The sequence below is a fragment of the Acinetobacter sp. YH12106 genome, from assembly GCF_013418995.1.
GTDB classification, from domain to species: domain Bacteria; phylum Pseudomonadota; class Gammaproteobacteria; order Pseudomonadales; family Moraxellaceae; genus Acinetobacter; species Acinetobacter pseudolwoffii.
Window position 1 is genome coordinate 1 of the sequence record NZ_VPAV01000019.1, and the last position, 13238, is coordinate 13238.

Annotated in this window: 13 protein-coding genes and 2 tRNA genes; 9 read left to right on the plus strand and 6 right to left on the minus strand. The window is 43.6% G+C overall.

What is annotated here, in order from left to right:
• Nucleotides 1–568: 568 nt before the first annotated feature.
• Nucleotides 569–644, minus strand: a tRNA-Gly gene (locus FTU45_RS11965).
• A gap of 48 nt (nucleotides 645–692) precedes the next feature.
• Nucleotides 693–765: transfer RNA gene (locus FTU45_RS11970), tRNA-Gly, on the minus strand.
• Nucleotides 766–998: 233 nt separating this feature from the next.
• On the opposite strand from FTU45_RS11970, the gene FTU45_RS11975 reads away from it, so the two are divergent.
• The 5 genes from FTU45_RS11975 to FTU45_RS11995 all read left to right on the plus strand — a co-directional run bounded on the left by FTU45_RS11975 (nucleotide 999) and on the right by FTU45_RS11995 (nucleotide 3835).
• The gene (locus FTU45_RS11975) at nucleotides 999–1307 is read left to right on the plus strand and encodes a BolA family transcriptional regulator (protein WP_005094610.1); all 309 of its coding nucleotides are present in this window, start codon (nucleotides 999–1001) and stop codon (nucleotides 1305–1307) included.
• Nucleotides 1308–1316: 9 nt separating this feature from the next.
• Complete coding sequence (locus tag FTU45_RS11980) at nucleotides 1317–1709, plus strand: SirB2 family protein (RefSeq protein WP_180076443.1); 393 nt, start codon at nucleotides 1317–1319, stop codon at nucleotides 1707–1709.
• A 95-nt stretch (nucleotides 1710–1804) separates the two neighbouring features.
• Nucleotides 1805–2641 (plus strand): ParA family protein, encoded by an 837-nt coding sequence (locus tag FTU45_RS11985; protein ID WP_180076444.1) that lies wholly within the window; start codon nucleotides 1805–1807, stop codon nucleotides 2639–2641.
• Between the two features lie 13 nt (nucleotides 2642–2654).
• On the plus strand, nucleotides 2655–3047 hold the full coding sequence (locus FTU45_RS11990; protein WP_005094604.1) for a hypothetical protein: 393 nt from the start codon (nucleotides 2655–2657) through the stop codon (nucleotides 3045–3047).
• A 194-nt stretch (nucleotides 3048–3241) separates the two neighbouring features.
• Nucleotides 3242–3835: a threonine transporter RhtB gene (locus FTU45_RS11995; RefSeq protein WP_180076445.1), complete on the plus strand. Its 594-nt coding sequence runs from the start codon at nucleotides 3242–3244 to the stop codon at nucleotides 3833–3835.
• Nucleotides 3836–3856: 21 nt separating this feature from the next.
• Here the strand turns inward: FTU45_RS11995 and FTU45_RS12000 are convergent, their stop codons facing one another.
• The gene (locus FTU45_RS12000) at nucleotides 3857–4495 is read right to left on the minus strand and encodes a DedA family protein (RefSeq protein ID WP_074383709.1); all 639 of its coding nucleotides are present in this window, start codon (nucleotides 4493–4495) and stop codon (nucleotides 3857–3859) included.
• 271 nt (nucleotides 4496–4766) lie between these two features.
• Here FTU45_RS12000 and FTU45_RS12005 point away from each other — a divergent pair, with 271 nt between their 5' ends.
• Together FTU45_RS12005 and guaA are read left to right on the plus strand one after the other, a co-directional pair.
• Entirely contained in the window at nucleotides 4767–5129 is a 363-nt protein-coding gene (locus FTU45_RS12005) for a NirD/YgiW/YdeI family stress tolerance protein (protein ID WP_005173783.1), read from the plus strand.
• Nucleotides 5130–5320: 191 nt separating this feature from the next.
• Nucleotides 5321–6889, plus strand: a complete 1569-nt coding sequence (gene guaA / locus FTU45_RS12010; RefSeq protein ID WP_005094597.1) for a glutamine-hydrolyzing GMP synthase — start codon at nucleotides 5321–5323, stop codon at nucleotides 6887–6889.
• A 406-nt stretch (nucleotides 6890–7295) separates the two neighbouring features.
• Here guaA and FTU45_RS12015 read toward each other — a convergent pair whose 3' ends face one another.
• Complete coding sequence (locus tag FTU45_RS12015; RefSeq protein ID WP_180072484.1) at nucleotides 7296–8645, minus strand: GGDEF domain-containing protein; 1350 nt, start codon at nucleotides 8643–8645, stop codon at nucleotides 7296–7298.
• Nucleotides 8646–9158: 513 nt separating this feature from the next.
• Between FTU45_RS12015 and FTU45_RS12020 the strand changes: the two genes are divergently transcribed.
• Nucleotides 9159–10106 (plus strand): pirin family protein, encoded by a 948-nt coding sequence (locus tag FTU45_RS12020; protein WP_180076446.1) that lies wholly within the window; start codon nucleotides 9159–9161, stop codon nucleotides 10104–10106.
• Between the two features lie 159 nt (nucleotides 10107–10265).
• Nucleotides 10266–10916: a glutathione S-transferase family protein gene (locus tag FTU45_RS12025; protein ID WP_180076447.1), complete on the plus strand. Its 651-nt coding sequence runs from the start codon at nucleotides 10266–10268 to the stop codon at nucleotides 10914–10916.
• A gap of 48 nt (nucleotides 10917–10964) precedes the next feature.
• Here FTU45_RS12025 and phoR read toward each other — a convergent pair whose 3' ends face one another.
• Both phoR and phoB read right to left on the minus strand, forming a co-directional pair.
• Nucleotides 10965–12323: a phosphate regulon sensor histidine kinase PhoR gene (gene phoR / locus FTU45_RS12030; RefSeq protein WP_074383705.1), complete on the minus strand. Its 1359-nt coding sequence runs from the start codon at nucleotides 12321–12323 to the stop codon at nucleotides 10965–10967.
• 25 nt (nucleotides 12324–12348) lie between these two features.
• Complete coding sequence (gene phoB / locus FTU45_RS12035) at nucleotides 12349–13059, minus strand: phosphate regulon transcriptional regulator PhoB (protein WP_005094589.1); 711 nt, start codon at nucleotides 13057–13059, stop codon at nucleotides 12349–12351.
• Between the last annotated feature and the right edge of the window lie 179 nt (nucleotides 13060–13238).

Below are 13238 nucleotides of genomic sequence, written 5' to 3' on the forward strand. Positions count from 1 at the left end.
GTACATAGTGCACTAGGTTATGTATCACCTTTTGATTTTGAAGCAATGTACTATGATAAGATTAACCCGTTAGGTCAGGTGGCCTAACTTAAATAAAAAACTCTCCGACAAACCCGGTACGGTTCAGTTGAAGTGGGTGATTTATTAAAATTTAAGAAAAATGAAGAGCAAAATGATTGATTGAAAGAGAATAAAATTAAGTTTTTTATCATAAGTAAATGTTTTATTTATATATTTTTGGTGACCATATTTGGTCACCATAAAAATTAATAAAATAAAAAATACTAAAATTGATGGGAAAAAGAGAAGTCAAGTGTATGGGGGAGGGGTTCTGATTATCTATAATGAAATTGATTAAAAAAATACCAAAATAGTGAATGAGTTGATTTGTATATGATAAAGGGAAGGCACGTTTAGGGCACTTTTGGTCACGCATCAGCTTCAAAAAACACGTTGTCTAAAAATTTTAGAACTTCTTCCAAAGCTAGAACAGAGAGGTTTTAGAAAAAATATTGTTAATAATCAACATAAAAAAGCCCCCATCTTTCGATGAGGGCTTTTTTGAATCTGGAGCGGGAAAGGAGACTCGAACTCCCGACCCCAACCTTGGCAAGGTTATGCTCTACCAACTGAGCTATTCCCGCGGAGTCTATAAAGTTTTTTAAATGAAAAAACTAAATGAAAAAATTTTGAGCGGGAAAGGAGACTCGAACTCCCGACCCCAACCTTGGCAAGGTTATGCTCTACCAACTGAGCTATTCCCGCATGCCGTGTATAATACAGCATGAAAAAATGTGGTCAACACCTTTGTTAAAAATCTTGTATCAATTGCATAAAATAAAAGCAAAATACTTTAGACCAGACAATAAATCGCCAATATTCATGTGGGAATTCATGAAACTTCGCCACAATCAACAGATTGCGCTGTGACAGATTACCAAAATACTCAGCAGAACAAGGTATACTGACTTTATATTTTCAAAGATTGGAGTCAGGCCATGAGCTTAGAACAACAACTGAAAGATCGTTTAGCACAATTATCTCCGACCCATTTAGACGTGGTGAATGAATCTTCGGGTCATGGCGGTTATTTCCCTGGAAAAGAGTCTCATTTTAAAACTGTGATTGTCAGTCAGGCCTTTGCCGGTTTACGTCCAGTCCAGCGTCATCAGAAAGTCTATGCTGCTGCTGGTGATTTACTGGCCAAAGACAAGATTCATGCGCTGGCAATCCATGCATTTTTGCCTGAAGAATGGGCAGGGCAGGACACGACCAGTCCAGCTTGTGCACATGCACCAAAAAACTAAGAGGAAATGATGGAAACTCAACTTTTAGTCAAAATTATTCATATGTCAGCAGCAGGATTGGTGATTGTCGCCATTCTTGCCCGTGCCTTGACTTTGTTTATTGGTACACAAGGCAACCTACCGAATCCAAAGGCACGAATTGCGCTGGTGGCTTTACAGCATCTGGCCATTACGGTGATCGCGCTTACAGGTATTGTGTCATTGGTGATCAAGGATTTTGATGTGCAACCCTGGTTTTATGCCAAGGTTATTTTATTTTTTGTGCTGGTATCCTCTTTAGCTAAAGCCTATAAAAAAGATGATTCAATCTTGCTGGCACAACGCCGGGCTGGCTTATTTATTGCGGTAGTTGCATTGGTTTCTATTTTGATCTTGGTGATGATCAAGCCGAATTTTGGCTAAAAGCAAGCAGGCTGTGACTTCAAGCGCAGTCTGCCTATGTGAATAATTAAAAAATACAAGTGTGATAAAAGTAGTTAAAAATAACAGGAGGGGACATGAATACACGTGTGGTATTTAATCAAAAAGGTGGGGTGGGTAAGTCCAGTATTACCGTTAATCTGGCCGCGATCAGCGCACATCAGGGTTTAAAAACTTTACTCATTGACCTGGATCCACAAGCCAATTCCAGTCAATACGTATTAGGTGACGATGCGACCTATTCAAGTGACAAGCCGGCATTAGAACCGAATATTGAAAACTATTTTGAAAATGTGCTGGGCAATCAGCAAAGTAAAGGCTTGCTCGGCAATGCAATTGGCTCGATTTTGAAAAGCCGTAGCAAAGGTCTGGAAAGTTATGTGCATCAGTCTCCCTTTAAGTATCTGGATGTTATTCCAGCCAGCCCGACACTGGGCGCTTTGGCTCATGCCCTGGAATCCAAGCACAAGATTTACAAGTTAAGAGATGCCTTGCAACAACTGTCGGGACATTATGACCGGGTGTTTATTGATACACCGCCTGCATTCAATTTCTTTACCCTCTCCGCACTCATTGCAGCAGATCGCGTGCTGATTCCTTTCGACTGTGACGTATTTTCTAAACGCGCCCTGCAGACCCTGATTGAAAATGTGATTGAAACCCAAGATGACCATAATGAAAATTTGGAAATTGAAGGCATTGTCGTCAACCAGTTTCAGGCACAGGCCAAATTACCGCGTGAAGTGGTGCAGCAACTGAAAGATGAAGGATTGCCCGTACTCAATAGTATGTTACCGCCCTCCATCTTAATGAAAGAATCTCATCATAAAAATCAGCCCCTGATTCATTTGGCTACTGATCATAAATTGACTCAGGCCTATCAATCGTTGTTCAATGAGATAGAGCAGAACTAAGATCGAGTGAGCTATGAAACTTGTGAAATTAAGCCTGAGTATTGCAGCACTTGCATTGCTGAGTGCTTGTGCAACAACGGTGAAACCCACCTATGTGTCCCCGACCCAGTATCAGACCTTGGGTTGTCAGCAGCTGCAAGGCGAATATAACCGTATTCAGCAATATATCGACAATGGTGTGGAAGCGCCAAAACGCACGGGTGTAGGTGTGGGCGTCGGTCTGGGTGGTGGCTGGGGCAGTCGCGGTGGTTGGGGAATTGGTCCGAGTGTTTCCGTCAATATGGGACAGTCATCCAATACCAAGCGAACCGAACTGGCACGGCTTTTAGGTGAACAGGAAGCGATTGTTCAGGCTGCCCGTTACAAAAATTGTCCGATTGTGGTTCGTCAGAATATTGCTAAATAACGAATTCCTGATCTCTTCATAAATGCTGATCTTGGGTCAGCATTTTTTATGATTTTTTCAAAATAGCCGAGCTGATATTCCGCTTAATATCACTTGAAATGGCGCGTATCGTCTCAGCATCCTAGATTTATAGAGCTGTTCTGGCATGAGAATATTGATTAAGCTATAAGCTAGGCCCGGAATAGTTCATCACGATGATTGAAAATTGGTTATTTGTATTGGGGCTAATCGCCGTTCTGATGATTCCAGGGCCGGCGAATGCCTTGGTCGCCAGCTCTGCGTATCAGCAGGGTCAGGCCAAAACCAGCCTTTATATTCCTGCCATTCTGATGGGCTATTTTTATGCGATTAATGTCTGGGCTTTGTTAATTCATCTGGCTTTACCGATCTGGCCAAACTTCAAAAGCTTGCTGTATGTCCTGAGTACTATCTGTGTGGGCTGGATGACGCTGCATTTATATAAGGCCCAACAGTTAGAGCGCTATAATAAGAACCATCCTCAGATTCGTCCTTGGCAAATGTTTAGGGCCACCTTAAAAAATCCTAAAGCAGCATTGTTGGCCTCCGGGATTTTACCCATGGAAACCTGGCAAAGTCCGACCAACTTTGTTCTGGTGTTTGCTGCCTTTTGCTTGAGTACCGTTCCAGTAGGGATTTTCTGGATGGTCTTTGGTCAGGCAATTTTGAGCAGTCACTCTGAAAAAATAAAAGCCGGCCTTATTTATAAAGGCTCGGCTCTGTTTGTACTGCTTTGTCTGATCCCATTACTGATCAAGCTTTGGGATTAAATGCACAGGCTATAAAAAATCTTAAGCTGTTTTACTTTTTTTGAGTCTTTGTTGAATAAAGCCGATCACACCTGGCAAGACACTTAAAATAATAATACCGAAAATCAAATAGGTGAAGTTATCTTTGACGATCGGCATATTACCGAACATATAGCCCAGAATGACAAATGAGCTGATCCAGATGAATCCACCCACTACATTATAGCTCAGGAAATATTTGTAATTCATGCTGCCAGCACCAGCGACAAAAGGTGCAAAGGTACGAGCAAAAGGCACAAAACGCGCAAAAATAATGGTTTTACCACCATGTCTGGCAAAGAATTGCTGAGTTGCCAATAAATGTTTTTTATTGATAAAGCGCGATTCAATCTCGAAAACCCGCGGCCCGATATATTTGCCAATATGGTAATTCAGGGTATCGCCCAATACTGCCGCAACAAATAAAAGCGGAATCAGTACCCAGGGATCCATCACACCTGTAGACGCTGCCAAAGCACCTGCTGCAAATAGCAAGCTGTCGCCGGGCAGGAACGGCATCACCACCAAACCTGTTTCCACAAAGATAATCAGGAAAAGAATGGCATAAATCCAGATCCCGTAATTGGTGATAAATTCAAGCAAGTGATCATCAACATGCAAGATAAAATCAATCAGTTCCATGAGCCCAGTACAAGCAAAAGTGTGCTCAAATCCTAACAGCGATCACCTATAAAGTCAGTAATAAAAGTCGACTATTTTGCGGCTTATTTTTCTGCTGTCGGGCGAATCCCTTCACTTTTAAAATAGATATATCAGCGTATAAACATATTTTTATTGGGGCTTTTTGAGCAGATGACACAAGTTCATCATGGTGTTACACAACGTCTGCGGCATCTATTTCGGCTTTCTGTTTAGATCATGGAATCATCATAAAAATGGCAGGTCAAAACACATGAAAAAATATATTCTGGCGACACTGGTTCTGGCAGCTGCCAGTCCGGCACTTTGGGCTAAATCAGATCAGGCTATTCTGGAGGAAGCAAAACAGAATGTGGTCAGTATTGCTCAGGCACATAAAATGAAAGATGAAACTGGCGTGACCTTAAGGGGGCAGATCGTCAAACAGCGTGCAGCACAAAGTGACGAATTTGAATTAAGAGATAAAACCGGCAGCATCATGATTGATGTGGATGACGACCACTGGAAAAGATTAAAACTCAAAGCAGGCGATCGGGTAGAAGTTTGGGGCGAGGTCGATACGCACCGCAACAAACCCACCGATATTGAAGTGATTCAGATTGAACGCGTGAAATAAACCATTCATTTGGCTGGAACAGGAAAGCAGCGAAACTCTGCTCTCCTGTGAACCAGTCAAAAATGAGGGCATTATTTTCTGAAATTTCTTAACTGTTTAATATTTAAACCAATTGGAATAGTGTGCTTAAACACAAGAAAAATGCTAGAATACGGCGCTTATCTTTCGTTTGCCTTTCATAGTTGTTCGTCATGACTACCAATACTCAAATTACTGAAGATCGTATCCTGATTCTGGATTTCGGTTCTCAATATAGTCAGCTCATTGCACGCCGTGTCCGTGAAGCTGGTGTATATTCTGAAATGTATGCCTATGATATGTCTGAAGAAGACATTCGTGCATTTAATCCAAACGGTATCATCTTGTCTGGTGGACCTGAGAGCGTTCACCTTGAAGGCAGCCCGCGTGCGCCACAAGTGGTATTCGAGCTCGGTGTGCCGGTATTGGGTATTTGTTATGGCCTGCAAACCATGTGTGAACAGCTTGGCGGTAAAGTCGAGCCAGGTACTGTGCATGAGTTCGGTTATGCAGAAGTTGATATCGTGGTACGTGACAAGCTGATCGGTAATTTACAGGACCGTGAAAACCAGTTGCATGTCTGGATGAGTCATGGTGACAAGGTTGCCCGTATTCCAGAAGGCTTCCAGATCACTGCACAAACTCCAAGCTGTCCAATTGCGATGGTGTCTGACGAAACTCGTGGTTTCTATGGCATTCAGTTCCATCCTGAAGTGACACATACCTCTAAAGGTGCAGAATTACTGTCGAACTTCGTTCATCAAATTTGTGGTTGCCGCGGTCTATGGACGCCAGAACACATTATTGATCTACGTGTAGAACAGCTTCGCCAACAGATCGGTGATGAAAAAGTATTACTTGGTCTTTCAGGTGGTGTGGATTCATCTGTCGTTGCAGCGCTGTTGCATAAAGCGATTGGTGATCAGCTGACATGTGTGTTTGTCGACAATGGTCTGCTTCGTTTGAACGAAGGTGATCAAGTGATGCAAATGTTTGCTGACAATATGGGGATTCGTGTCATCCGTGCTGCTGCAGAAGAGCGTTTCTTGACTGCACTTGCAGGCGAAGTTGATCCTGAAGCAAAACGTAAAATTATTGGCCGTGAGTTTATTGCAGTCTTTGCTGAAGAAGCACGTAAATTAGATGGGGTAAAATTCCTGGCTCAAGGTACGATTTATCCAGACGTGATTGAATCTGCTGCAAGCAAACAGGGCAAGGCACATGTGATTAAATCGCACCACAACGTGGGTGGTTTACCAGCAGACTTGGCTTTTGAACTGGTTGAACCATTACGTGACTTGTTTAAAGATGAAGTACGTAAATTGGGTACCACTTTGGGCTTGCCACACAGCATGATTTACCGTCATCCATTCCCAGGCCCAGGTCTAGGTGTGCGTATCTTGGGTGAAGTGAAAAAAGAATATGCAGACATTTTACGTCTTGCTGATGACATTTTCATGCAGGAACTTCGTGCCAGCGGTTGGTATGACAAGACTGCTCAAGCATTTGCGGTATTCCAGCCGGTGAAATCTGTCGGTGTTGTCGGTGATGGTCGCCGTTATGCATGGGTGATTGCACTGCGTGCGGTAGAAACTGTGGACTTTATGACTGCTCGTTTCGCGCATCTTCCTTATGATCTAGTCGATAAAATCTCGACTCGTATCATGAATGAAATTAAAGATGTTTCTCGTGTTGTGTATGACGTATCGTCTAAACCACCTGCAACTATTGAATGGGAGTAAAATCGGGATTTCTAAAAGCGATAGCTTTTAGCCGATTTTACGCCAAGCGCTATGCTCGCGCCAATCAGGATTTCACGAAGCACGGCTTCTTGCCTGAATGATGCCAAGCGCTATGCTCGCGCCAATCAGGATTTCACGAAGCACGGCTTCTTGCCTGAATTACTGCCAAGGCTATGGCTGCGCCAGTCAGTGTTTCAAGGAGCACGGCTTCTTGCCTGAATGATGCCAAGCGCTATGCACGTAGTAAATATCTGGTTGATCGGAGATATCCCGATAAAAAAAGAGCGCTTCGGTGCTCTTTTTTATGAGTTTTTATGAGGATTTTTTCTTCGTGATAGAATATGCAACTTTTCCATGTAAAGTTTATAAAAATTTAAGCTTTCACTAATATTCCTGATTTCATTATTTAAAGGGCGGACCAGAACTGCTTGGTTTGATTGGCCTTTGAATGACCTTGCTGGGTCACGGGCTTAAAGGCATTCCAGGGATTGGCTGGAGCAGGTTTGGGCTTTTCCAGCATTTTGGAATGATAAACTTCAATCCGATTTCGGCCTGATTTTTTCGCCTGATATAAAGCGATATCGGCTTGCTTGATCAGCTCCTCCAGCTTTTGCGTAGGCGACTCCAGTTCTGCTATACCAATCGAAATGGTAAAACGAATGGGCTGGTTCGGTTTGGCATAAACAAATTGTTTCTGAATTGCACAACGAATTCGCTCTGCAATCACCAGACTGTCTGGCAGCTGGGTATCTTCCAAGAGAGCAATAAACTCTTCACCACCAAAACGTGCAAGTACATCGCTATGGCGCATTTCTTTACGGGTTACCTCAGCAATCAGCTGTAGCACACGATCACCGATGTCGTGGCCATAGTTGTCATTGATATTTTTAAAATGATCGACGTCAAACATCAGCAGGCAGGTGCTGGCATGTTTGGGCCATTTATGAATCGAACGTTCAGCCATATCGACAAAATGGCGACGATTATACAACTGGGTCAAATCATCGGTATGTGCCAGATTCTTTAAGGTTTGATAGTTCCACTCATCGAGTAGTGATCGCAGGAAAGAACGTCGTACATTCAGAATATTATTCCAGTTAATATAGATGCTAAAAAACCAGAGTGGACTAAAAACCACAGTAAAGATAAAGGCTTGAGAAGCAGTCATTAACTGGGTCACCCCAATCGTGATAAACAGCGCAATCAGGATAGAACAGTACACTGCTACTTTAAACTGGATCTGCACACATAGATTGGCAATCAAGATAAAGATTGCAGAGGCATAGATATAGGTAGCCACATGGGGACTGCTTGAAAGTAACAACAGGCTAATCCAGCCCGCTGCAGCCAGGGTGGTGCCAATTGGCAAAATCCTGTCCAGAATCTGAATATTCTTATTTTTTTTGAACAGGTAATAGCAGCAAACCATGGCGCCGAGTACCAGCACCACACGCATCAGGCCGGAAATAAAAAACATGTCCGGAATAATCAGAATGTCGGCAAAGAAATACAGCAGAAAAGCAATTTGAGCCAGATAGTTAATTTGACGCAAGTTATGATGAGTATTGGTATAGACATAGTCATGGAAATATTGCTGAAATTGGCCAGGAATACGCGCCTGAGTATCGGTCAGCGCCTGTTCAATCAGCTGACGGTTCTGCAGGTCACACTCAGACAGTTTTAGTGATTTATCGGTCATCGAATTTTGAAAAGATATATTCGCTGCTGAATATATATTCTCATTTTTAGAAGACATGTCCATGGTCCGGTATTATTGTTCTAGGTGCCTATTATGCCGTGACTGGGTGAAAAATAACCTCCCTATAATTGGGTATCTGACATAAATTTAAAGTTAAAACGTAACAAAATTTATGTTTATTAAATGCAGAAAAGTTATTGAAATCACTAAAAAATAATTTTTATCCGCTAAAATTTTCTAAATTATGTTATTCGTTTCACGTGAAACATAAGGTAATTAGACCAGTCTGGTTGAGGTCAGTTCGAGTTCATATCTGGCAGCCTATACTTAAGCATTTAGCTGTTTATTTTCAGGTTTTGGCAGGGTGACATTTTAGATTGTATACGCAATGCAGGAGTATAGCGGTTCACTGCAGGAGCGTTTTATACGTATCTAAATATTTCCAAAGATAGATTTTGCAAATAGACCCTGTACATTGTCCTGAATAGGGAGACATCTTGCAGCAGTCCAAGGGAAGAATGTTTCACATAATTTAAGATTTAGAATGAAAATGTTGAGGTGAGCTCAGCCATGTCGAATAATAGTGATATTGAACTGTCCAATTCGGATGATTGTGAAAAATATGTCAATCAGTTTATTCAGGAATTCCCTTTACGCCGTGCCGAAATCGGACAGGGTACCGTAATCAAACGTGCCTTGCCCAGCCGACATAAACGCATGATTGGTGCCTGGTGTTTTCTGGATCATGCCGGTCCGGCCAGCTTTCCACAAGGCGATGGCCTGGATGTTGGGCCACATCCCCATATTGGTCTGCAGACCTTTACCTGGATGCTCAAAGGCACCATGATGCACAATGACAGTTTAGGTACTCAGCAGCTGATTCGTCCCAAACAGGTCAATCTGATGACCTCGGGCTATGGTATTTCACATACGGAAGTTTCTCCAGAAAGCGAAACGCATATGCATGCGGTGCAGTTATGGATTGCCTTACCGGATGACAAGATCAATATGGCACCGGCTTTTGAGCATTATCCTGAATTGCCTGTGGTTAATGATCAGGGCATCGAATTTACCGTCTTAGTCGGTGAATATTTAAAAACCGTTTCACCGGTAAAAGTGCATAGTGAACTGCTCGGGGTAGACCTGTATGCAGCAGAAAGTACCAGTGCGCGCTTAGCCCTGAATCCAAAATTTGAATATGGTTTTATGGTACTTGAGGGAACAGCCAGCATTAATGGGCATGAACTGACGGAAGATAACATGCTGATCCTTGAACCGGGATTAGAGCAGGTTAATGCTGATATTCATGCCGGGAGCCGTATATTACTCATTGGGGGTGAACCATTTGAAAGCTCGATTTTACTGTGGTGGAATTTGGTCGGACGTACCACCGAGGAACTTAAAATTGCGCGGCAACAATGGATTGAAGGCCATGAACGCTTCGGTTCGATTCCGGCCTATGATGGACCACGTTTAGAAGCTCCCGTATTTCCAGACCGGATGCGTGCTTCCAGATAAACGATCAGAATTGCAGGGGTGGGTGGAACCCGGATTTGAACTGAAAATGGCAAATCTGCAACATAGGGAACAGAGCATTACAGTCATCAAAAATTGCGCTACATTCCGCTGCTTTTTGCTATGCTCAGCAAGCAAGAACAATAAAATCATGAGTCTAATATGCGTGTTTTACATCATCTCGAACAATCACGATCGTTTCGTATTCTCTGGGCCATGGAAGAGTTAGGACTGGATTATGAAGTGCAATATTATCAGCGCCAGCCTAATCTTTCCGCGCCACCGGCCTTAAAACAGATTCATCCCTTGGGTAAGGCACCAATTCTGACCGATCAGGAGCAGGTACTGGCGGAATCTGCGGCGATCCTGGAGTATTTACAGGAAAGCTATGATGAACAGCAGCAGTTTCGCCCAGAAGATCCTGCCGATAAGGCCCAGTACCGTTACTGGATGCATTATGCAGAAGGTTCATTAATGCCGCTGTTGGTGATGCAACTGGTGATGACTACTGTACCGAAACATACCCCGTTGCTGATTCGGCCTGTAGCCAAGAAAATCTGTGATGGAGTGAAGAAACAGTTTGTACAGAGCCGCTTAAAAGATCATATCCAGTTTCTGGAAAGCTATTTGAGCGAGCATGATTATTTTGCCGGACATTTCAGTTTTGCCGATATTCAAATGAGTTTTCCTTTGGAAGCGATGCAGAGTCGGACAGGCCAAAGTTATCCGGCCATTCAGGCCTATCTGAAACGGGTCTCGCAACGTGCAGCCTATGCGCGTGCACTGAGTAGGGAAAAACAGATCAGCTCTTAAATGCTTAAAAGAAAAGGTGCCGATGGCACCTTTTTTGATTTTGTGAGATTAGTCCGGGAAGCTGAGACGTTCTTTGGGGAAAATTACCTTAAAAGTGGAACCCTGGTTTTCCTTGGAGTCAATTTCGAGATGTGCCTGATGTTGCATCAGGACATGCTTAACAATTGCCAATCCTAAACCGGTTCCACCAGTACGCCGGCTACGATCTGAATCGATCCGGTAAAAACGTTCAGTCAGACGGGGCAAGTGTTTGGGATCAATTCCGATGCCGTTATCTTCCACTACAAAATAGGCAGATTCACCATCATCATGCCAACCCATGGTAATGATTCCACCTTTAGGCGTATATTTAATCGCATTGGTGATCAGGTTGCTAAAGGCGCTGGCCAGTTCCATATCTGAACCGATCAGATCGCAATGACTGTCAATATCCAGATTCAGGGTATGCCCATAGTCGATATTATAGGCCTGTGCATCATCAAATAGCTGATTCATCAGACTTGGCATTTCGATGATCTGGTTTTTGGCAATATTCTTGTCATTTTCCAGACGTGACAGCAGTAGCAGGTCATTCACCAGCGCGTTCATGCGTCGGGTCTGCGACTGCATCTGATCAAAGGCGCGTTTCCAGCGCGGATTGATATCTTCCTGGTCGGTAAAGGTTTCAATATAGCCACTGAGTACGGTTAAAGGCGTGCGCAGCTCATGCGAAATATTATCGACAAAATCTTTACGCATCTGTTCCAGATTGTGCATCCGGGTCACATCATAGGCGACCAGTACCCGGCTTTCACCGCCGAAACGGGTCATTTTGACCTGGACATAATGATCTTCGAACAGCGAAGATCGCATTTTCAGGCCATCTGGTGACTCATCAATATGATGATAATATTCAATAAAACTCGGTTGGCGCAGCAAAGTTAAAATATTACGGCGACGGTCATCACTGGAAATCCCGAGCAGACGTTCGGCGGCTGGATTCCACCATTCAATCTGCTGGTTTTCATCAATTAAAACCACCGCTTCTTGCAAGGCCACCAGTGAAGACTGCGCTCGATCGATCAGTTCCACCATTTCTGCCTGCACAATCCGTTCCTGCCGCTGAGCGCGATAAACATTGAATAACAGTGCGCCCCAAATCCCGCCGATATTCGGCGGAACATCATAAGGGCGATTAGAAATCCATTCATTGACCAGATATAAAGAGCGCATCTGGGTGCTAAAGAACGCCACAAAGGCAATGACGATACAAATCCAGAAATACCCAATCCCAAAACCGATAAGGCTGGCGATGATCAGGAAAAAAGCCAGTAAGCGTAAATCCTGTTTGGCAAAATCCCATAAACTGCTGTAACGGATTCTTTTGTGCTCACGTGCCAGTTCGGGGACAGGGTAGGGTTCATACATAAAACAAGATTTACCTTAAAAGACGTTAACCTAAAGCCACATCTGCACGGGTTGAAAAACGGTAACCGGTTCCACGTACGGTTTGTACATAGCGGTTTGCGCCATAAGGTTCCAGCACTTTGCGCAAACGGCGTATATGGACGTCAATAGTGCGGTCTTCAATATAGACGTTGCCGCCCCAAACCTGATCCAGCAATTGCGCACGGGTATAGGCACGTTCCGGATGGGTCATAAAAAACGCCAATAGACGGTATTCAGTGGGCCCCATTTCCAGAATTTTATCGCCAAAATTAACCCGCTGACTGACCGGATCCAGAATCAGGCCATTGGCATCAATGGTTTTTTCACCGCTGAGTGCATTGGCACGGCGCAGGACAGCTTTAATGCGTGACACCAGTTCCCGGGTCGAGAACGGCTTGGTCATGTAATCATCGGCACCGGCATCCAGACCTTGTACTTTGTGGTCTTCTTCACCGCGTGCGGTCAGCATGATCACCGGAATTTCTGACAGGCTTTCATCACGTTTCAGACGACGACATAGATCTACACCGCTGATCCCGCCCGGCATCATCCAGTCCAGTAAAATCAGTGCCGGACGCTGATCCACAATCATCTGATGCGCCTGCTTGGCATCTTCGGCTTGTAAGCATTGAAAACCGGCCATATCCAGAGAGGTATGGATCATTTCCCGAATCGGGAGTTCGTCATCGACGATTAATATGTAGTCATCTTTCACAACGCAATACCCTATTTCATGTAAACGGTGAACCGTTTTATATTTATGACAGGCTTATTACAAAGACTAATTATGACAGTATCATTGCAGAAAGGGAAAAACTGCTGAAATTCGCAAAGATTTGTGACAATTTTAGTAAAGAAACTTGTTAAAAAATCATAAATTAATTTTACTTTTAT

Excerpts from the sequence above, each read along its gene's own strand:
- FTU45_RS12020 (WP_180076446.1), top strand. The coding sequence starts at position 9,159 with ATGTCGAATAATAGTGATATTGAACTGTCCAATTCGGATGATTGTGAA.
- FTU45_RS12015 (WP_180072484.1), bottom strand. The coding sequence starts at position 8,645 with ATGTCTTCTAAAAATGAGAATATATATTCAGCAGCGAATATATCTTTT.
- FTU45_RS11995 (WP_180076445.1), top strand. The coding sequence starts at position 3,242 with ATGATTGAAAATTGGTTATTTGTATTGGGGCTAATCGCCGTTCTGATG.
- FTU45_RS11985 (WP_180076444.1), top strand. The coding sequence starts at position 1,805 with ATGAATACACGTGTGGTATTTAATCAAAAAGGTGGGGTGGGTAAGTCC.
- FTU45_RS11975 (WP_005094610.1), top strand. The coding sequence starts at position 999 with ATGAGCTTAGAACAACAACTGAAAGATCGTTTAGCACAATTATCTCCG.
- FTU45_RS11980 (WP_180076443.1), top strand. The coding sequence starts at position 1,317 with ATGGAAACTCAACTTTTAGTCAAAATTATTCATATGTCAGCAGCAGGA.
- guaA (WP_005094597.1), top strand. The coding sequence starts at position 5,321 with ATGACTACCAATACTCAAATTACTGAAGATCGTATCCTGATTCTGGAT.
- FTU45_RS11990 (WP_005094604.1), top strand. The coding sequence starts at position 2,655 with ATGAAACTTGTGAAATTAAGCCTGAGTATTGCAGCACTTGCATTGCTG.
- FTU45_RS12000 (WP_074383709.1), bottom strand. The coding sequence starts at position 4,495 with ATGGAACTGATTGATTTTATCTTGCATGTTGATGATCACTTGCTTGAA.
- phoR (WP_074383705.1), bottom strand. The coding sequence starts at position 12,323 with ATGTATGAACCCTACCCTGTCCCCGAACTGGCACGTGAGCACAAAAGA.
- FTU45_RS12025 (WP_180076447.1), top strand. The coding sequence starts at position 10,266 with ATGCGTGTTTTACATCATCTCGAACAATCACGATCGTTTCGTATTCTC.
- FTU45_RS12005 (WP_005173783.1), top strand. The coding sequence starts at position 4,767 with ATGAAAAAATATATTCTGGCGACACTGGTTCTGGCAGCTGCCAGTCCG.